This is a genomic window from Nitrospirota bacterium (genome assembly GCA_015233895.1).
In the GTDB taxonomy this organism is placed as follows: Bacteria; Nitrospirota; Thermodesulfovibrionia; order Thermodesulfovibrionales; family Magnetobacteriaceae; genus Magnetomonas.
This window is the reverse complement of the sequence record JADFXG010000037.1, coordinates 1-19,938: the sequence shown is the minus strand read 5'-3', so window position 1 is coordinate 19,938 and position 19,938 is coordinate 1. Positions and strand designations below refer to the sequence as shown.

General features: G+C 40.9%; 15 protein-coding genes. 14 read left to right on the top strand and 1 reads right to left on the bottom strand.

Going from position 1 to position 19,938, the window contains the following annotated elements; translation table 11 throughout:
• Positions 1 to 132: 132 nt before the first annotated feature.
• The 5 genes from HQK88_15615 (at position 133) to HQK88_15595 (ending at position 9,993) form a co-directional block, all read left to right on the top strand.
• A complete protein-coding gene (locus tag HQK88_15615) occupies positions 133 to 3,096 on the top strand; it encodes a PAS domain S-box protein (GenBank protein ID MBF0618229.1) in 2,964 nt (987 codons plus the stop codon).
• 47 nt (positions 3,097 to 3,143) lie between these two features.
• Entirely contained in the window at positions 3,144 to 5,609 is a 2,466-nt protein-coding gene (locus HQK88_15610; GenBank protein ID MBF0618228.1) for a PAS domain S-box protein, read from the top strand.
• Between the two features lie 166 nt (positions 5,610 to 5,775).
• Positions 5,776 to 8,547, top strand: a complete 2,772-nt coding sequence (locus tag HQK88_15605) for a response regulator (GenBank protein MBF0618227.1) — start codon at positions 5,776 to 5,778, stop codon at positions 8,545 to 8,547.
• Positions 8,534 to 8,866, top strand: coding sequence for an Hpt domain-containing protein (locus tag HQK88_15600; GenBank protein ID MBF0618226.1), 333 nt, complete (start codon positions 8,534 to 8,536; stop codon positions 8,864 to 8,866). The genes HQK88_15605 and HQK88_15600 overlap by 14 nt, the downstream gene beginning before the upstream one ends.
• A 26-nt stretch (positions 8,867 to 8,892) precedes the next feature.
• Entirely contained in the window at positions 8,893 to 9,993 is a 1,101-nt protein-coding gene (locus HQK88_15595; GenBank protein MBF0618225.1) for a response regulator, read from the top strand.
• A 31-nt stretch (positions 9,994 to 10,024) separates the two neighbouring features.
• Here HQK88_15595 and HQK88_15590 read toward each other — a convergent pair whose 3' ends face one another.
• Entirely contained in the window at positions 10,025 to 11,518 is a 1,494-nt protein-coding gene (locus HQK88_15590) for a response regulator (protein MBF0618224.1), read from the bottom strand.
• Positions 11,519 to 11,591: 73 nt separating this feature from the next.
• On the opposite strand from HQK88_15590, the gene HQK88_15585 reads away from it, so the two are divergent.
• The 9 genes from HQK88_15585 (at position 11,592) to asnB (ending at position 19,845) form a co-directional block, all read left to right on the top strand.
• Complete coding sequence (locus HQK88_15585) at positions 11,592 to 12,512, top strand: diguanylate cyclase (GenBank protein MBF0618223.1); 921 nt, start codon at positions 11,592 to 11,594, stop codon at positions 12,510 to 12,512.
• 87 nt (positions 12,513 to 12,599) lie between these two features.
• A complete protein-coding gene (locus HQK88_15580) occupies positions 12,600 to 13,337 on the top strand; it encodes an MBL fold metallo-hydrolase (GenBank protein ID MBF0618222.1) in 738 nt (245 codons plus the stop codon).
• Positions 13,334 to 15,448 carry a bifunctional diguanylate cyclase/phosphodiesterase gene (locus HQK88_15575; protein MBF0618221.1) on the top strand — a complete coding sequence of 705 codons (2,115 nt, stop codon included), beginning with the start codon at positions 13,334 to 13,336 and terminating at the stop codon, positions 15,446 to 15,448. Before HQK88_15580 ends, HQK88_15575 begins: the two co-directional genes overlap by 4 nt.
• 60 nt (positions 15,449 to 15,508) lie before the next feature.
• Positions 15,509 to 15,814: a nucleotidyltransferase domain-containing protein gene (locus HQK88_15570; protein MBF0618220.1), complete on the top strand. Its 306-nt coding sequence runs from the start codon at positions 15,509 to 15,511 to the stop codon at positions 15,812 to 15,814.
• On the top strand, positions 15,811 to 16,038 hold the full coding sequence (locus HQK88_15565; GenBank protein MBF0618219.1) for a hypothetical protein: 228 nt from the start codon (positions 15,811 to 15,813) through the stop codon (positions 16,036 to 16,038). Before HQK88_15570 ends, HQK88_15565 begins: the two co-directional genes overlap by 4 nt.
• Positions 16,039 to 17,190, top strand: coding sequence for a glycosyltransferase (locus tag HQK88_15560; GenBank protein ID MBF0618218.1), 1,152 nt, complete (start codon positions 16,039 to 16,041; stop codon positions 17,188 to 17,190). It begins immediately after the preceding gene.
• Between the two features lie 106 nt (positions 17,191 to 17,296).
• Positions 17,297 to 17,515, top strand: coding sequence for a hypothetical protein (locus HQK88_15555; GenBank protein MBF0618217.1), 219 nt, complete (start codon positions 17,297 to 17,299; stop codon positions 17,513 to 17,515).
• Complete coding sequence (locus tag HQK88_15550) at positions 17,505 to 17,927, top strand: PIN domain-containing protein (GenBank protein MBF0618216.1); 423 nt, start codon at positions 17,505 to 17,507, stop codon at positions 17,925 to 17,927. The genes HQK88_15555 and HQK88_15550 overlap by 11 nt, the downstream gene beginning before the upstream one ends.
• 4 nt (positions 17,928 to 17,931) lie before the next feature.
• Positions 17,932 to 19,845, top strand: a complete 1,914-nt coding sequence (asnB, locus tag HQK88_15545) for an asparagine synthase (glutamine-hydrolyzing) (protein MBF0618215.1) — start codon at positions 17,932 to 17,934, stop codon at positions 19,843 to 19,845.
• The last annotated feature ends 93 nt before the right edge of the window (positions 19,846 to 19,938 follow it).

The window sequence follows — 19,938 nt, the reverse complement described above, 5'->3', positions numbered from 1 at the left end:
TTGGTAAAATCCTGCTTAGTTTAGGTGCGTAACGAAATAATTGGAGGATGTGTGGGTAATATTATGATGTTGAATGCTGAGAAAGCTTTTACAGACAAGAAGACATATAATTCTGATGGGAGCAGATAGAAGATGGAGGTGCTTCTCGATACAACTCAACGAAGGAAAGCCGAGGAGGAGCTGTTACAGACAAAAGATTTCCTGCGAAGAATCATAGACAATTCCACAAACGCAATATACTCTGTTGATCTTGAAGGGCGATTTACACTGTCCAATAACAAAGGCATTGAATTAACGGGTTATACGATGGATGAATCAATCGGTATGCCGTTTTCTGTTTTATTTGCGCCTGATACACTGCCCATGATAAACGAGCAATTTGTCAAAGTCTCCGTGCATGGTGAAACGGTATCGCAATACGAGGTGGAATTAATCCGAAAAGATCAGAGTAAGAGGATTATCAGTTTTAGTGCCGCACCTGTCTATAAAGAGGGTGTAATAGAGGCGGTTATAGGCACTGCCGAGGACATCACCGAGCGTAAGCGCATGGAGGCGGAGCTTAGTCTTCAGGGCGAAATAATGACAAACATGGAGGAAGGAGTAGTGCTCGTAAAAGCCTGCGATAGCACTATTATCTTTGCTAACCCGAAGTTTAACAGTATGTTTGGCTACGCAGAAGGCGAGATGATTGGCAGCGATATTTCCATAGTCCACGCTCCTGCTGATTTATCGCCCAAAGAGATGGCAGCTCAAATACAAACGACAATAAAAGAAACCGGTAGTTGGCAAGGTGAAGTCTTGCATACAAAAAAGGATGGTATACGGTTTTGGTGTCAGGTTGTTATCTCTACATTTAAGCATAACAACTACGGGACGGTGTGGGTTGCAATTCATCAGGATATTACAAAGAGAAAAGAAGCGGAGAATCAGGCGTTGGAGGCCGGACAACAGCTCCTTGCTATAATTGACAATTCGCCCAATATGATATTTTTAAAGGACACAGAAGGAAAGTTTCTTCTCGTAAACAGCCAGTTTGAGAAACTCTGTAACATCACAAGGGCGGAGGTTATCGGGAAGACCGACTATGATCTGTCTCCTGCAGATGTAGCCGACGCTTGCCGGCAAAGCGATAACGATGCTTTAACCAGCTTAAAACCGGTGCAGTCTGTCGAAACCGCACCAGGTGAAGACAACGTAATTCATGTATATCTCTCAACAAAGTTTCCAATCTTTGATGCAAGCAAACAAGTCTGCGGTGTATGTGGTATCACTACCGACATAACAGAGCTTAAAAGAAACGAGGAGTCTCTCCGGGTAGAGATAGCCTCCCGGCAAATGGCTGAAGAGGAACTAAGAAAAAGCGAAGAACTCTTTAAAACATTAGCCACTGTTGCACCCGTCGGCATCTTCCAATCGGACGCCAAAGGGCAGGCATTATATGTAAATGAGCGATGGTGCGATTTGACCGGCATGACAATGGAGGAATCCCTTGGCGATGGCTGGATAAAGGCCATCCATCCGGACGACTTAAGCCTTGTAATGGAGCAGTGGCGCAGGGCAGTGTCAACCCTTGGGAGTTTCAAGTCTATACATAGATTTAAAAACACAGACGGCAGAATCATATGGGCCTACGTAATGGCTCACGCATATAGCGACAAGCAAGGTAACCATGCTGGTTACGTCGGTGCTGTCACGGATCTGACCGAGCAGATGGGTATAAACCAATTGATGGCAGCCTCCACTACCATAAGCGATATTTATAGGAACGGACCAAAGGGTGAAGTACCGCTGCTTACAGATGATTCTCCGCTTGCGACATTAATTGACCTGCGCAGTCTGGAGCACATTTTACTGAATTTCACAAATATCATCGGAATACCTGCCGCTATTATAGACCTTGAGGGTAAGGTACTCGCATCAACGCCGTGGCAGCGTCTATGTACCGGGTTTCATAGAATCAACGAGAAAGCTTGCGCGCGCTGTATAGAAAGCGACACATCGCTTGCTCTTAGCATGCAGCAGGGCAAAAAAGTCGCCATCTACAACTGCCGTAACGGACTGACTGACGCGGCAGCACCCATAATCGTTGGCGGCAGACATATGGCCAACCTGTTCACCGGACAGTTTCTGCGCACTCAGCCGGATGAGGAGTTTTTCCGCCGTCAGGCGATGGAATTTGGGTTTGATGAGGCCCAGTACCTTGACGCGTTGAAGGAGGTCCCCGTTGTGCCTGAGGAGCAAATCCAGCACATCCTCGGCTTCATGGACACCTTTGCCAACATGATTACCTCCTCGGCGGAGGAAAAACTGCATCTGCAGGAGGAGGTTCTAAAGAACCTGCAACAGGAGCGGCTGCTCATTCAGCAAAGCAAGATGGCAGCAATGGGTGAGATGATTGGATTGGTAGCGCATCAGTGGAAGCAGCCGCTAAACGCTGTAGGGATAACCATACAGGATTTAAAGGATGCTTATACCTATGGTGAAGTTGATGATAAATATATAGATAACATAATCGGTTCAACGATGAAGCAAATCAACTTTATGTCAAAAACTATCGATGATTTCAGAAACTTCTTTGTACCTTCAAAGGAAAAAATCCTGTTCGATATAAAAATAAACATTGAAGAGCTGCTGTCAATGTTTGCACACGTTTTCCGTAAAAGTGAAATACATGTTTCTGTGGAAACCGGCCAGGATGCATTATTGCTTACGGAGGGTTACCCTAATGAGTTTAAACAGGTTATGCTCAATATTTTAAATAACTCAAAAGATGCAATCGTGGCAAGAAAGAAATTTGATTTTGAAATCAAAGGGAGCATATTAATAAGTATTGGCAATAATGAAGACAAATCAAAAATCATAGTCTCAATTAGGGATAATGGTGGAGGGATTCCTGATGATTTGACAAGGAAAATCTTTGAACCCTATTATACAACTAAAGGAATCGATGGAACCGGGATTGGGCTTTACATGTCAAAAACTATTATAGAGACTAATATGGGCGGTAGTTTGACGGTTAGAAATGTGGATGATGGAGCAGAGTTTGTGATAAGTCTGGATGTTTATAAACCTGACAGTGGCGATACTAAACAATGAGCAACACAGAAATGAACATTTTAAGCAATTATAAATCATAGGGAGACATGACTGAGTTAAACAAATGCAGAGACTTGCTTGATACGGTAGGCAAAGGTACTTTAGAACGAATAGCAAAAGGTTATCTTGATTTACTTGAGACATCAGCGGCAATTTATGAAGTGGATGGCAGTTACGCAATAGCTCTTTTTTCATCCGGTTACTGTAAATTAATGGACAGGGCATCAAGAGAACTCTGCGGTACTTCTGATAATGCAGAAGCCCTTGCTTGCGGTAAATGGTTGTGTCACCGGTCATGTTGGAGTAATGCCTCAAAAATTACAATTGAAACAGGGGCACCTTATGATTTAAAGCCATGTGAGGGTGGAATAAACATCTATGCGGTTCCAATAAAAGCATTTGGAAAAGTTATCGGCTCAATAAATTGCGGATATGGCTCACCACCGTCAGATGATATGACTCTTTGTGAATTAGCCAATAAATATCACATTAATAAAGAAACACTGACAGAGATTTCAAGTGAATATGAGGCCAGACCTGAGTATATTGTTAGAGCTGCAAAAAATCACATATTATTAGCCGCAGATTTAATAGGGCAAATATATGAGCGTAGTGTTTTAGAGAGGAACGCATTAGAGAAAGAAGAGCAATTCCACACTGCCTTTAAATTTAGCACAATTGGAACAGCAATAACCTCCCCGACAAAGGGTTGGATAGAAGTAAACAACGAGGTATGCAGGATGCTTGGCTATTCTAAGGATGAGTTAAGTGTTATGACGTGGGCTGAAATCACGCACCCTGGCGATCTTGAATCAGACGTAACACAGTTTAACCGCGTGCTTGCAGGTGAGATGGACGGCTACAGTCTGGACAAACGTTTTATCCGCAAGGACGGTTCTGTCATATACACAACGCTGTGGGTTAATTGTAAACGCAGAGACGACGGCGCTATTGATTATTGTGTAGCCCTGCTTCAGGATATAACCGCGCGTAAAAAGATAGAACAAGAGCGTGAGCAGTTCCACAAATTTTTTAACAGCTCCGATGATTTGATGGTGATAGCCGATCCAAATGGAGCCTTTAAAAGTATAAACCCTGCCTGCACAAAGGTTTTAGGTTATTCCGAGTCGGAACTTTTGTCAAAGCCATTTATTGATTTCGTTCATCCTGATGACCAGCAATCTACATTGGATGAAATGGCAAGGCAGATTCAAAGGGGCTATTCGCTGGACTTTGAAAATCGCTACATATGCAAAAACGGTTCCTTTCGTTACCTGTCCTGGCACGCAAGCTATATTGCAAAGGAGGGAATCACCTATGCCACAGCTCGTGACATTACTGACTTTAAGATACTTGAAGCTGACCTGATAAAAACAAACACGGAAAGAATACGGTTAGAAGAGCAAAGCAAAACAATTTTAGCCAACACTATTGAAGGGTTTTGGATACTGGACAAAGAAGGAAATCTGATACAGGCAAATGAAGCATATTGTAATATGACAGGATACACACAACAAGAGTTGTTACAAAAGGGAGTAGCCGATATTGAAGTGATAGAGACTCCTGAAGAAATAGAAAAACGAATAATGAAAATAATGGAAACAGGGGTTGATAGATTTGAATCTAAACACAGATGTAAAAATGGCGGGATTATAGATGTTGAAGTAAGTGTTAATTTTATTAAAAGCGATAACGTAATGTTTTCATTTATAAGAGACATAACACAACGCAAACAAATAGAAGATGAAATAAAGACAATAAACGTGAACTTACAAAAAAGAGTTGATGAAGAGGTAGCAAAAAACCGTGACAAGGATCAGTTGATGTTTGAGCAATCTAAGTACATTTCAATGAGTGAGTTGCTGATAAACATCTCTCACCATTGGAGACAGCCGCTGTGTGCAATCGGAGTTTCTATCCAGGACATAAAAGATGCATACATTCATGGCGAGTTAGATGAAGCATATATAACTAAGAATGTTAACAATTCGATGTCTGAACTTCTAAAATTATCAGATACAATAGATAATTTTAGAAATTTTTATACCCAGGAGAGAACTCTAAAAGAAATCAACGTAGCCGATGAGATAAACAAAGCAGAATCTCTCATATCAGGATATATCATAAATAAGGGTATTATAATCAATAAAGAGTTAGATGAGAGTTTAACGGTACAAGGTTATCAGAATGAGTTTACTAATGTAATTTTAAATGTCTTGACTAACGCTAAAGATAAATTTGAAGAGAGAAATATCACTGGTGGAATCATCAAGGTACAATCATACAAAGACGCTGCTACCGGTAAAGTAATTGTATCTGTTTCCGATAACGGAGGTGAAATCTCAAAAGATATTATAACCAAAGTGTTTGAGCCATACTTTACCACCAAAGATAAGGCACAGAGAACCGGAATGGGGTTATACATGTCAAAGGTGATAATAGAGAAAAATATGAAAGGCACACTGTCAGTCAGAAACAGAGATGGATGGTGTGAGTTTAGGATTGAAATATGACACTCAATATGAATTACTAAAATCTATCCACGCTTTATGTAGAAAATATCATTGACAGGGTTTACAGGAGCCCTGACCTGCCTAAACAGAGCCTAATAACTAAAGTGGATACAAGAAATGAGAAAATAAGTTAGAATATGGCTGGGCTGTAATCATTAAGGGGGTAATGGTGAGTAACAACAATCACAAGGCTGACGGATCAGGTTTTAAACCTACACTGCTTATTCTTGTGGCTCTGATGGTGGTAGCAAGTATTTTAGGGTTGTGGTTTACAGTTAAGTGGACACAGGATAAGGTCATAGACGATATTAAAGACGAGGTACACGATCGTCTTACTGTTTACAACACATACCTGACAACCAGACTTGCGACCTATTCTGTATATTCGTTACTTTTGTCGGAGAATGTTCTGGTAAAAGACTTATGTACCAGTCCTGTAAACGCAGATGCTGTCAATAAGTATCTCACGCAATTCAATGCTGCAATCGGCGCATCCGTCTCCTACATTTTAAATAAAGACGGTGTAACTATTGCATCGAGCAACTGGAACACCACTGAATCGTTTGTAGGCAAAAACTATGCTTTCAGACCCTACTATAAAAAGGCTATAACCGGAGTGCCGGCAAAATACGTTGCCCTTGGAGCTGTGACTAAGGCACCAGGCTATTTCGTGTCTTATCCTGTAAGAAAAGGCAATGAAATAATTGGTGTTGCTGTAGTTAAAAATAACATCGATCTTTTAAAACCCACAACGATAGGAATTAAGGGCAAGCTTCTGATTTCTGATGGAAATGGTATCATTTTCATATCGAATGATGAATTACTCAACTTTTATACAATGCGGGAAATACCCGAAAAAGTTATGTCTGAAATCAGAAAAAGCAAACAATACGAAGGTGCATCACTGCTACCGCTTCCAATTAAAAGTGAGGTGATTCACGATAACACAACAATAATAACACTCAGTCCCTCGGTTGTCACAGGCCAGCGTGAGGTCACATACGTAATGGAAACAGTTCATATACAGGAAAACGGCTGGAATGTACATATGCTTTTAGAGGTTGCGGGCTTAGATAAAAAAATATTTATACACTTGGTAATTGCTTCTTTAATTATAATTGTAATGTTTACTGTGCTTTTACTGTTGGTTAATAAAAGACTGAGAAAATCGAGGAAAATGCTAATTAAGTATCACGAAGAGCTTGAGCATAAGGTAGAGGAGCGAACTGTAGAGTTAAGTGATATAAATGAAAAACTCCTCAACGAATTGATAGTGCGTAAGCGTCTGGAAAATGCACTGATAATAAAAACGGAGGAATTAGGCCAGGCCAAGGAATCGGCTGAAGCCGCCAACAGAGCTAAGACCGAATTTCTGGCCAGCATGAGCCACGAAATAAGAACACCGATGAACGCCATCATCGGCATGGCAGACCTGCTGGCAGAAACGCCATTAAATGAGGAGCAGAAAAAATATGTCAGGGTGTTTGCCTCAGCCGGGGAAAACCTTCTCAGTCTTATTAACGACATACTGGATTTGTCGAAAATAGAAGCCGGCCATATAGAGCTTGAATTTATAGAGTTTAATCTCGAAGAGCTTCTGGGTAAGATATGTGAGGTAATGGCCCTCAGGGTACATAAAAAAGGACTGGAGCTTGCCTGTCATATCAGGCATGATGTACCGGTTGGACTCATAGGCGACCCTGTGAGATTACGCCAGATTATGTTTAATCTTATAGGTAATGCAGCTAAGTTTACGGAAAAGGGCGAAATAGTTGCTGAGGTATCTGTTGAAGAGTTGATAAAAGATGGAGATGCGCTTGAGAGATGTATCTTGAAATTTTCAGTCAGTGACACAGGGATAGGTATTCCAAAGGACAAACTAAACATGATTTTTGACAGATTTACCCAGGCTGACTCCACCACCACCCGCAAGTATGGTGGAACAGGGCTAGGCCTTAGCATCTCTATGAAGCTTGTTGAGATGATGGGAGGGCGCATTTGGGTTGAAAGTGAGGTTGGGCAGGGGAGCGTCTTTAATTTTACGGCTGAATTTAAAGTCAATACTCAACCCATGGAATGCCGGCTATCTTCTGATATAAACATAAGCGGCATAAAAACACTTGTAGTTGATGATAATGCCACAAACCGCATGATATTAAGGGATATGCTTAATAGCTGGGGAGCTGTTGTGACAGAATCTGAAAACGGACAACAAGGGCTTAATGAACTTAGAGAAGCCAGAAACACTGGAGAGCCTTACAAGCTTGTACTGTTGGACTGCAGGATGCCTGAGATGGACGGCTTCAGTGTTGCAAAGTATATTAAAGATGAACTTGGCGAACTGGATAGCACTGTAATGATGCTTACCTCTGACAGCCGAAGCGGGGATTTATCAAAAGTTAAAGAACTTGGTATAGCCGAATATATGGTAAAGCCGATAATACGACAGGTTTTAAGAGATGCAATTGACAATGCTTTAAGCAAAAAAGCGGTTTCCTCTGTTAGTACCTGTGAGACAGCCACTGCTCAGGATAAACTCAGAGCATTGAGAATTCTGCTTGTTGAGGATATCGAAGACAACCGGATGCTCATTCAGACATACCTAAAAAGGATGCCTTATAGAATAGACATAGCAGAAAACGGCGAAGTAGCAGTAAGTAAATTTATCACAGGTCAGTATAACCTTGTGTTGATGGATGTGGAAATGCCGGTGATGGATGGGCTTACCGCAACCCGTGAAATCAGGCAGTGGGAACTGCAGCAGGGCGCAGACCCTACACCGATTGTAGCGCTTACTGCCCATGCCCTCAAAGAGCACGATCAAAAGAGTATCGAAGCCGGCTGTAACGGCCACATAACCAAGCCTATAAAAAAAGCGGCCCTTATAAAAGCAATAAACCAATACGCTAAAGGAGAAGTGCCCGATGACAGAAAATAACGATTCAGGTGAGATTATTGTTGAGGTTGAAGAGGATTTGACAGACCTTATGCCTCGTTATATGGAACACAGAAGGAAAGACATCAAGGCTATCCACAAGGCAATGGAGGAGAGTGATTTCGAGGCCATAAGAGGAATGGGGCATAGCATGAAGGGCTCTGGCGGAGGTTTTGGGTGTGACGAGATAACAGACATAGGAGACCGCATGGAGATAGCAGCTAAAGAGAAAAATTCTGGCTTAATCATGGAACTAACCCATCAACTATCAAGCTATCTGGACAGGGTGCGAGTTGTAAGTATCCCTAATAAGGATATATAATAAGTGAAATATATTAAGAGGTATTTATGAGAATCCTTATTGTTGATGATGACCCGGACATAAGAACGCTTTTGAGTTTCCAGTTAAAAAAGTTGGGACATTCAGTATTAACAGCCGCTGACGGATATTCCGCCCTTAACAAAATATTGCAGTTCATACCTGACATAGTGCTGCTTGATATCGAAATGCCTGGTATAAACGGCATAGAGACTCTGAAGAGGATTCGAACCTTTGATGCCCTGAAAAACACCCCGGTAATAATGATTTCCGCCCATAGTGAACAGAATTACATAATTGATACTATAAAATCAGGAGCAAGCGACTATATCCTTAAACCCTTTAACATAGGGCTTCTTTTGGGTAAGATAAATACCTGGATAAATTCCATGTTGAAAGACAACTGGAAAAATCTTGAGCCTCAAAAAACACAAGCACTAAATGTCGGCATGTACTTTGTGGAACTCTCATCAAAACATATAGAAAATGGAAAACCTCTATCATACAACGAAGCGCATATCGCTTCTAAACTGCTGATTGACGCTGTCAAAGAATACGGTAATCTTTTTGTTTTTGACATCTTTGCAGAAAACGAAGATACACTTTTTGTACATTCCCTTAAATCAGCATCTCTGTTTTATATCTTTGCCAATAAAATGGGTTTCAACGAGGAGTTTTGTTTTAATATGACAATGGGTGGGCTGTTGTACGATATCGGTACGGCTCTGGTACCCTTTGACCTGACATTCAAACCCGATAAGCTTGAGGGTGAGGAACTGATGGCTGTAAGGAGACACGTAACTCAAGGTGTGGAGTTCCTTCAAAAGGAACCTCAAATGCCGTCTGTTGTTTTGGATATGTGCCGTGGCCATCATGAAAGACCGGATGGTTCGGGTTATCCATACGGACTCATGGATGCCGATGTCACAACCCCTATGAGAATGGCTGCCATTGTAGATACTTATAGTGCATTAACTTCAAAAAAAGTTTACCGGAGGGCTTATACCAGTAATGAGGCTTTTAATATAATACTTGATTCCGAGAGAGAGTTTGACAGAGATTTAGTAAGAAATTTTCTTACACCTGTAGCGTTTGACAAGACAAAAAAATCACCACATTTTTACATTTGATGAAATATTTCAATCCCTTATAAAGTACGATTTACGATGGTTGCTGAGTTTGATCAAAGTGGTTATTAGTAAATTCCTTGAATTTTATAGTAAATGCGGTGCCGTTATCCCGGTTTAAAGAGATTGAGCCGTGAAGTTGATCCTCAGAGAGGCTTACCACAAGCTGTAAGCCGAGAGAGTCTGAATTTCTGAAATCTAAGCTCTCCGGTATTCCCTCTCCGTTGTCCTTTACGGCTAACTCGAAATAACCATCCTCGGTTTCCCGCAGTGATACTGACACCTCACCTCCGGTACCGGATTTAAAAGCGTATTTAAGAGAATTAGAAATCAGCTCATTAATAACCAGTCCGCATGGAATAGCAACGTCAATGCCCAGTGTAACATCGCCAATATCGACGCTAAGAGAGACGCTGCCGGAAACTACGTATGAGCTGTAGAGCCCATAAGCTAAACTTTTAACATAGGCAGCGAAATCCACTCTGGCCATGTCAGCGGTTTTATAGAGTTTTTCGTGAACAAGTGCCATAGATTTGATGCGGTTTTCGCTGTCTTTAAAAATAGCAACAAGTTTTTCATCGGCGATATACCTGGATTGAAGCCGCATGAGACTTGAAATTATCTGCATGTTGTTTTTTACCCTGTGATGGACCTCTCTGAGCAGAACCTCTTTTTCTCTAAGTGATGCCTTTATGAGTTCCTCTCTTTTATGCCGCTCTGTGATGTCATGAATTGTAAGCACAAAGCCTGCCAGTTCTGAATGTTTTTCCCATATCCCCGAAAGCCTGCATTCAAGAAGATATGGTTTGTTTGTAACTTTGGTATTTATTGGAAATATATAATCTGAGTTTTCTGTTATCGAGGCTGCGGCCTCATCTAAAAAAGATGGCTTTAACCCCTGCTTCTGAAAAAGTTCAGGGATAGGAAATCCCATGGCTCTTTCGATTTTCACTCCGAGGAGTTTTTCTGCTGCAGGGCTAAAGTATCTTATACAAAAGTCCAGATCCATAGCCACAATGCCAACATCCGATGAGGAACGCAAAATACTGTCCAGATACAGTGTCTTTTCACTTAATCTATTAATGTTTTTTTGCAGGTCTTCGTTTAATCTTACAATTTGCTGTTTTTGATAGAGTGAGTTAGCACAACTGCTGAGTGCAGCACCAAGCTGCTCAAATTTTATAGGTTTGACAATATACTTATCAATTCCTATTTCTATAGCGGAAAGGAGAAGATGGACATCGTTATGTGACGTTGTAACAATTATCGGCAAAGACGGGTTTTTTTCTTTTATGGCTTTAGACATCGTAAGTCCATCCATAAATGGCATCCTGATATCGGTGATTATTAAATCAGGCTCACAGCTTTCGCACAGTGAAAGCCCCTCCATGCCGTTAACAGCCACGTGCAGAGTCTTAACATTTCTCTCTAAATAGTTGATAAGCGAGACTCTTGTGACATCGTCATCCTCGACATATAGCACGGTTAAATCGTGCTTTATCCGCTTCTTACCGGTATTATCTGACATTTAACCCTTCAATTTGCTTACCAAACATACCACACTTTAATTTTAACATAATTCTTAATGTTATAATAATAGTATGTCAGCAGATGTTGAAATATTACAAAGAAAGAAGATTCTTGTTGTAGAGGATGTAACGATAGTGGCAATGGACATCAAGAGCAGCCTTGAGTCACTTGGCTATCATGTTACAGAGACTGTGCCTACAGGGCAGGAGGCGCTAAGGAGCTTAGACCAAACGAAACCTGAGCTTGTTCTTATGGATATAATGCTTGAGGGAGCTTTGGACGGTATAGAAACTGCCAATATAATAAAACAAGAATTTGACATCCCTGTCTTATACCTGACTGCGTATGCTGATGAGGAAATGCTCAACCGAGCTAAAATTACCGAGCCGTTTGGCTATATACTGAAGCCATTTCACGAAAGAGAACTAATGGCCGCAATAGAAATGGCACTTTACAAGCACAACATGGAAAATAAACTCAAGAAGTTAGCCCACTACGATTGTTTAACTGGTCTGCCCAACCGTGCCTTGTTTTTTGACCGCTTTGCGCAATCCCTCAAAGCGGCAAGACGCAGCAATCACACTATGGCGGTGCTTGTGATAGATTTAGACGATTTCAAAAGTGTAAATGACAATATGGGCCATGACGGCGGGGATATGTTGTTGCGTGAGGCAGCAAAAAGATTAAGCGAATGTATAAGGGAATCAGACACTGCAGCACGCCTTGGGGGTGATGAGTTTGCAATACTCCTTATAAATTTATCTGCCCCTGACGATACAGATGTGGTTGCGGCAAAGATAATTCACTCTTTAGGGAGCCCATACCTTATCAACAGAAAATGCTGCAAAACAGGGGCAAGCATAGGCATATCTTTATTTCCGGCAGACGGCGATACAGAGGAAACCCTTCTAAAAAAGGCAGATATAGCCATGTACAGAGCAAAAGAACACGGAAAGAATCAATATCGGTTTTTTCATAGAAGCAGCGGCTAAATAACCGGTGGCTCAAGCGGTACTTGCAACACAACACAGGAACACTTTATAATTAGCCGGTTGCTTAGCAAAAAGCAAGGAGGATGAATGGATACAGTGCTTTATGACAGAGCAGATCACAAGTATATTCTTTTGGGGTTTGCTGATTCACCTGATGAAAAAAGTGTCCCGTCAAATCAGTACATGATAGTACATAACGATACGGCTATCCTTATGGATCCAGGCGGTTTTACGCTGTTTCCTGTACTGGTAGCCAGAGTGCTTAAATACACAAAAATGGAAAACATAAAGGCCATACTGCTCTCCCATCAGGACCCGGACGTAAACGGGGGCTTAAGCGTATGGGAAAAAGTAACAAACGCAAAAATCTATATATCAAAACTCTGGGTCAGGTTTATTCCTCATTACGAAATCAGAAACACAAAAAATATAATTGGAATAAATGATGGCGATACAGAAATTATAATAAACAATGATTTCAAAATAACACTAATCCCTGCTCATTTTCTGCACTCGTGCGGGCAATTTAATTACTACGACAGCGTTTCTAAAATCCTTTTTACCGGTGACATCGGAGCCTCCGTTTTACCATGTTCCGGTAACTCACTTTTTATTGAGGATTTTGAAGAGTTCTTACCCTGCATTGAGCCGTTTCACACAAGGTACATGTCGTGCAATAAGGCTCTGAGGAAATGGATTAAGTACATTGAATCATACGACATAGATATAATAGCCCCCCAGCACGGATATCTGATTAAGGGTGAGGTCAAGGATAAATTTATACGGTGGCTATATGACCTTAAATGCGGTGTTGATCTGATATGAGCGATGAACGTCTGAATTTTTCCACTTTACGCTGTCAGCTTTCCAGAGATGACGGCACTGTGTTAGAGAGTCTTATAAGGGAGAGCTTTCTGATTGAAGGGATAGACATTTCAATCAGGGATTTTAGCAAGGAACTTTCTGAAAAAGCGAAACGTAAAGAGGATATTTCGTCAGACCTGGCTATACTTGTGGAATTGACCCGGATTTTGTTGGGTTTCATCGCTAAGTCTATTGGTTCAAATGAAGCATTGGTAATGCAAAGTCTGTTCAGATCTCTGAAAGTTGTGGATGCACTTGAGGAGAGCTCTGTTGACACTGAGTTGCTGGAAAAATTTACACAGGTTCTGACAAAAATAGTCCTCTCCAGAGACAGCGTCATAAAGTGGGAAAAACGCTCCGAGGAAATCCTCAGAGATTTATATGGCATTTATCCGTTTGATGTTTACTTTAATATATTTGAAAGTAAGGAAAAAGTACTTGATGCCTATGTGTTTCTAATGAACGAACCGGATGAAAAGCAGTTAGCCGGCCTCAAACTTAAGATTCATGATGAGGTTAAAAAGTGTTTTGAAATATCAGACATATTAGACACAATACCTATGGAGTTTATCATTATTCCAATATTTACAGGTAAAGACAAGACAGAGTTTAAAGACAAAATTATGATTAACTCTCACGAATACCTGACAGAAACTCCCGGCATAGGCGGCATACTGGGAATGGGGGTTTTCTATCAGAATTCAATGAACAAAAGAGATACAGACATCATTAATTCATTACTCTCGATAATGACAATGGTGACGGGCTCTGCCAGGGCACTATCAAAGGCAATAAACGAGCTTGAGTTCTATGCCGGCCATGACCCCCTGACGGGGCTATACAACAGGCGAATGTTTGAGCACTTTCTGGACTATGAAATAGCGCGTGTTAAGCGTAAAAACTACAAGTTTTCCCTTATGATGCAAGACCTTGACGATTTTAAATACGTAAACGATAACTACGGGCATCCGTTTGGTGATTTGTTTTTAAAAGAAGTGGCACAAACACTTGAGGATGTTTTGCGTGATGGCGATGTTGTGGCAAGGCTTGGTGGCGATGAGTTTGCAGTAATTCTGAGTGAAACCGATATAACAAAGGGCAAGGCTGTTGCTGAAAAGCTAAGAAGTGCGTTTGAACACAAAAAGATAGAAACTCCGGATAAAAAAATCATTCCAATAAAGGCTTCAATCGGACTTGTCGAGTTCCCCACACATGGCAGCACGGCCGCAGAGCTTATGGTTGTAGTTGACGCAGCTCTTTATAATGCTAAAGAGCTTGGCAAAAATAAGGTTTTTGTTCCTACCGATACTGAGATAAAGAAATCTCTGAAAGAACAGACCGAGAAATTCAACCTCCTGCAGGATGCTCTTGAAAACAGCAGATTTGTACCCTATTATCAGCCTATTTTTGATATTGCCGCAAATAAGATAACTGCCTATGAGGTCCTCGCAAGACTTATTGACAAAGATGGCAATGTCATACCAGCGTATAAATTCATTGATATGTCAGAGAGAATCGGTAAGATTTTTTACATAGATAGAATGGTTATAACTAAGGCTTTCAGGAATAAAAAACTAAAAAATAACCACAACTATCTGTTTGTCAATATTTCAGGCAAGGAACTGAAAGACAGGACATTTCTTGAATTTATAATAGAAGAGGCAAAAAGAGCAGAACTAAACTCGTCTGAAATTGTAATTGAAATAACAGAGAGGGAGGCAGCTGGTGATTTGACAAAGATACAGGATTTTCTGCAAGTAGTCATCTCTAATGGTTTTAAACTTGCAATAGATGACTTTGGAAGCGGCTACTCTTCTTTTTACTATTTAAAGTACTTACCGGCACATTTCCTTAAGATAGACGGTGAGTTTATCAAAGAGTTGGCAACAGAGGACCCGCGGGATTATGCCTTTGTGGAGAGCATTCAAACACTGTGTAAGAAACTAAACATACAAACGGTGGCTGAGTTTGTTGAAAGCAGCCGCATTTTAGAAATAGTAGGGGAGATAGGCATTACCTATGGCCAGGGATTTCATCTGGGTATGCCGCATAACGATTTTGTTAACATTTAAAAAATGTTTAAAAAGTTAACAACAGTAAAGATGTTTTTTTGTCGTATGAGGTGTTGAGTTGTGATCAACGAAGAGATTGCCAGAAAAATAGATAAAATAAAGGAATTATTGAAAAAAAATAATGTTGAAAAAGCGTATATATTCGGCTCTGCGTGCACAGAAGAATTTAATGAAAAAAGCGATGTAGATATTTTAATTACTATAGACGAAAGCCTTGATGTATCAGAATATGGGAATTGCTTTTGGAATATTCAATTTGGGCTTGAAGATTTGCTGCAGCGAGAAATTGACTTAATAACCGAAAGATCGCTAAGAAATCCATATTTTAAAATAGAAGTTGATAATATGAAAGTAGCTATATTATGACTAATAAAGAGAAAAAATATTTGCCTATGCAGTTGACTTCGTTAACTAAAAGACTGGATTCCTGCCTTCGCAGGAATGACAGAAAAAAAGCATTTACTCATCTGTCATTCCCGCCTCCGAGCGGGAATCCACTCCTTATCACCAGAAACATAGATGATATAAAACCTTTTTCTGGAATGAAATCAATAAGCATTAAAAAATATTTAAGCGAAGGCGATAAATAATTGCCTGTTTTACCCTCTCTTATAATGGCGCTATATGGGGAGATTGATTATGATGGGCGGGTGCAGAGGGTTGCGTCCGCACTAGGTGAGCTTTTTGATGTAACGGTCTATTCGATAGATTCAGGGCGGGGCTACAAAAGTGATTCATTTCGCTCGGAGGTGGCAGAGCTGCCGCCATTTAGGAGTGGATTTAAGATTCTCAGGTTTTTTTACTTTTGGGTGGTTTTTGTTTTGCGTGCTATAAGGTTACGTCCTGTGATAATCTATGCTAATGACTCTAACGTTACGATTCCTTGCTTTGTGGCAAGTGTTATTACAGGGAGCAAGTTTGTTTACGATGCGCATGAGTTGTTTATTCCTGATGCTGGTTCTGAATTTTCGCTGAGGGCGGAGTTTTATTATTGGCTTGAACGGCTTGTTATAAAAAGCGCAAAACTTGTTATAGCGGCAAATGCCGAGAGAGCGGAGATTATGAGGGCGCACTATAAACTACGAGTATCTCCCCTTGTGATACCCAACATCCCACCACAGCCATCCTCTAAAATTGATTTGGATGAATTGTTAAAGAAATACCCGATTTTAAGGAGAGAGACCTTGGGGCGCATACGGCTGGTCTATCAGGGGGATATAAACTATGACAGGGGACTTAAGGTTATGTATGAGGCGATGAAACTGCTTGACGACAAATTTGAGCTTCTTTTTGTTGGCAGTGGGATTTCGCTTGAAGCAATGAAAGCACAGACTGCTTCTGACGGTCTCAATGACAGGGTGTTGTTTTCAGGACGGGTTCCCAGAGACTATCTTTTTGATGTTTTACAGAGCTGTGACATAGGGGTTGTTATATACATTTCATCAAGTAAGGTGTTTTTGTATTGTGCGCCAAATAAGATATACGAATACATTCAGGCAGGGCTTCCTGTTCTGGCAACGTGTCAACCGCCACTTAAAAAACTTGTTGACACATTTAACGTTGGACGGCTGGTTGGGTGCAAAGACAACGCTGTAACGCTTTTGGCCGAGGAGTTTGCTGACGAAATCAAAGCGTTTCCACCCCATTATGAAAATTATAAAAGCAACCTTGACAGGTTCCTTGCGGCTAACCGGTGGGAGAATGTGAAGGTGAGACTATTAGACGCTTTTAAGGAATTGTAGATAGTCGATAGAATTGCCCCCCTCTTATAAGGCAAGAATTTTCATTTGAAAGTTTGTTATAATTTAAACAGTACTATTGTTTATTTTGAAGAGGGTGGTGAAATTTTTGAAAAAAACATATAAAGGCATAGTCGAAGCTAATATAATTCGCCTCGATGAGAAAACAACTCTTCCCTTTGGAACTCATGCCGTTATAACACTAAAAACTGATATTAAAAAAGAGGAACAAAACAAAATAAAAGAAAGGCAGTTAGAACTTCTTAATAAAGGTTTTGATTTAGGGAAAAAACTTTATTTAAGCCGTCAAGACCTATATGACCGATAGATTGATTGACACAAATATTCTTGTATATGCTTATGATATCTCTGAAGGTGAAAAACACATGATTTCAAAAGCAATTTTAAAGCAGATTTGGGAGGAGGGTGGAGGAGTTGTTTGCTTGCAAAACCTTATGGAATTCTACGTTGTTATAACTAAGAAAGTTAAGAATCCAATCGGTGTAAACAAAGCAAAGACAATTATCAAAGATTTTCTTCAATCAGAGAATTGGATAGTTATTGATCGGGACGAGGAAACGTTTCTAAAAGCTATTGATCTGGTTTCTCAATATAATATTCATTTCTGGGATGCAACAATTGCAACATGTATGATTGATAACGATATAAGTGAAATTATTACAGAAAATAAGAGAGATTTCGAGAAAATACCAGATATAAATATTACTGTTCCTTTTTAACATAATGTGCGGGATAACTGGTTTTTACGGGGATTTTGAGCGCGGGCTTTTAGATAAAATGTCTGAAGCCATATCTCATCGGGGGCCTGATGGCTCAGGCAATTATTACGACAAACAGCACGGCCTTGGGTTTACTCACAGAAGACTCTCCATCATAGACCTTTCAGAGTTTGGCAGCCAGCCTATGTTTGACACCTCAAATAGTGCCGTCATCACATATAACGGTGAACTCTATAACTACAGGGAGTTGCGGCAGGAACTTTTGCAGGCAGGGTTTACCTTTAAGAGCGCCTCAGACACGGAGGTTATCTTAAACATGTATATTCGCTATGGCAGAGATATGTTAAAGAGATTAAACGGAATTTTTGCTTTTGCCATTTGGGACGTTAAAAAGCGGATACTTTTTCTTGCACGAGACCACCTTGGTGTTAAACCCCTCTATTTTTCGGCCTCAGCAAATGGGTTTTTGTTTGCCAGTGAGTTAAAGGCGCTCTTACAGTATGATGGTTTAGATAAGACACTGGATTGTGATGGAATTCACAATTATCTTTCCTTTTTGTGGTCACCCTCACCAACTACGATGCTAAAAAGTGTGCGTAAGCTTCCACCGGGACACGCAATGGTTGTAAAGAGCGGCCAGATTAACGCCCTGTGGCAGTTCTATGAGCTTCCGTATGATACAGCTAACGATAAACTCTCCGTCTCTGATGCCATAGAGAAAGTGCATGACTCAGTAGAGACGGCAGTTAGCAGACAGATGGTCTCAGACGTTGAGGTGGGAGCGTTTCTTTCGGGCGGCCTTGATTCAAGCGCAGTGGTCTCATTTGCCAAACAACATACGGACAAATTAAAGTGTTTTACTATTGGCTTTGATAATGCCTCAATGCGTGATGAGGGTTTTTCAGATGATCTTCCGTATGCAAAAAAGGCGGCAGCACATCTTGGCGTTGATCTTCACACCGTCTATGCTACCCCTGAGATGGCACACAAGCTAACCAAAATGATCTATCATCTTGATGAGCCGCAGGCTGACATGGCAGCCCTCAATGTGTTGGCAATTGCCGAGCTTGCACGGGAAACAGGGATTAAGGTGCTGCTATCAGGGGCTGGCGGAGATGACATCTTTACCGGTTACAGCAGACATCTGGCACTGCTGCTGGATACATTTGCGTTCAATATACCAAAACAAATCAGGGAGTTAGCGGAGAGATTTTCTGAGGTAATCCCCGGCTCAACACCGACAGGCAGACGGATTTCAAGGTTTTTGAGATATTTTGGCAAAGATATGAATGAGCGGATTGCAGGGTACTTTTTGTGGCCTGAATCTAAACAGCAATTTAAACTCTATAGTGCCGGCATGGCAGAGGCTCTTAGTGGCACGAATCGAATAAATCCTCTTTTGGACTCCCTTACCAAATTGCCGGATACGCTTGATCCAATGAATAAAATGCTCTTTCTGGATTCTAAATATTTTCTTTCAGATCACAATCTCAACTACACAGATAAGATGGCCATGGCAGCAGGAGTTGAGGTGCGGGTGCCGCTTATTGATATTGATGTCGTCTCAGCTGGGTTTAGCATTCCTGTAAAGTATAAGCAAAATGGCCGGACAGGAAAATGGATTTTTAAGAAGGCTATGGAACCGTATTTACCAAAGGAGATAATTTACCGCCCAAAGACAGGCTTTGGTGTGCCTCTTAGAAGATGGCTTAAAAATGAACTGCGACCTCTTGTTGACGATGTGCTTAGCGTTGAATCAATAAACAAGAGGGGGATTTTTAACCCCAAAGAAGTACAATCGCTGATTTCCTATGACAGGTCAAATAAACTTGATGCCGCCTACACTATTTTTTCAATGCTGTGTATAGAGCTATGGTGTAGAATATTCCTTGATACCAAGCAGCATTCAATCGCCTAACTTTGTTGGCATACGTCAAAAGCTCCCAACGTCTCCCCTAAAAGGGCGGACATTACCCGAAAAAAGACTTGACAAAGCGGATAGAGTAAGGTA

Bases quoted from the DNA above. Each gene is read 5' to 3' on its own strand.
- HQK88_15615 (MBF0618229.1), top strand. From the start codon at position 133: ATGGAGGTGCTTCTCGATACAACTCAACGAAGGAAAGCCGAGGAGGAG.
- HQK88_15610 (MBF0618228.1), top strand. From the start codon at position 3,144: ATGACTGAGTTAAACAAATGCAGAGACTTGCTTGATACGGTAGGCAAA.
- HQK88_15605 (MBF0618227.1), top strand. From the start codon at position 5,776: ATGGTGAGTAACAACAATCACAAGGCTGACGGATCAGGTTTTAAACCT.
- HQK88_15600 (MBF0618226.1), top strand. From the start codon at position 8,534: ATGACAGAAAATAACGATTCAGGTGAGATTATTGTTGAGGTTGAAGAG.
- HQK88_15595 (MBF0618225.1), top strand. From the start codon at position 8,893: ATGAGAATCCTTATTGTTGATGATGACCCGGACATAAGAACGCTTTTG.
- HQK88_15590 (MBF0618224.1), bottom strand. From the start codon at position 11,518: ATGTCAGATAATACCGGTAAGAAGCGGATAAAGCACGATTTAACCGTG.
- HQK88_15585 (MBF0618223.1), top strand. From the start codon at position 11,592: ATGTCAGCAGATGTTGAAATATTACAAAGAAAGAAGATTCTTGTTGTA.
- HQK88_15580 (MBF0618222.1), top strand. From the start codon at position 12,600: ATGGATACAGTGCTTTATGACAGAGCAGATCACAAGTATATTCTTTTG.
- HQK88_15575 (MBF0618221.1), top strand. From the start codon at position 13,334: ATGAGCGATGAACGTCTGAATTTTTCCACTTTACGCTGTCAGCTTTCC.
- HQK88_15565 (MBF0618219.1), top strand. From the start codon at position 15,811: ATGACTAATAAAGAGAAAAAATATTTGCCTATGCAGTTGACTTCGTTA.
- HQK88_15550 (MBF0618216.1), top strand. From the start codon at position 17,505: ATGACCGATAGATTGATTGACACAAATATTCTTGTATATGCTTATGAT.
- asnB (MBF0618215.1), top strand. From the start codon at position 17,932: ATGTGCGGGATAACTGGTTTTTACGGGGATTTTGAGCGCGGGCTTTTA.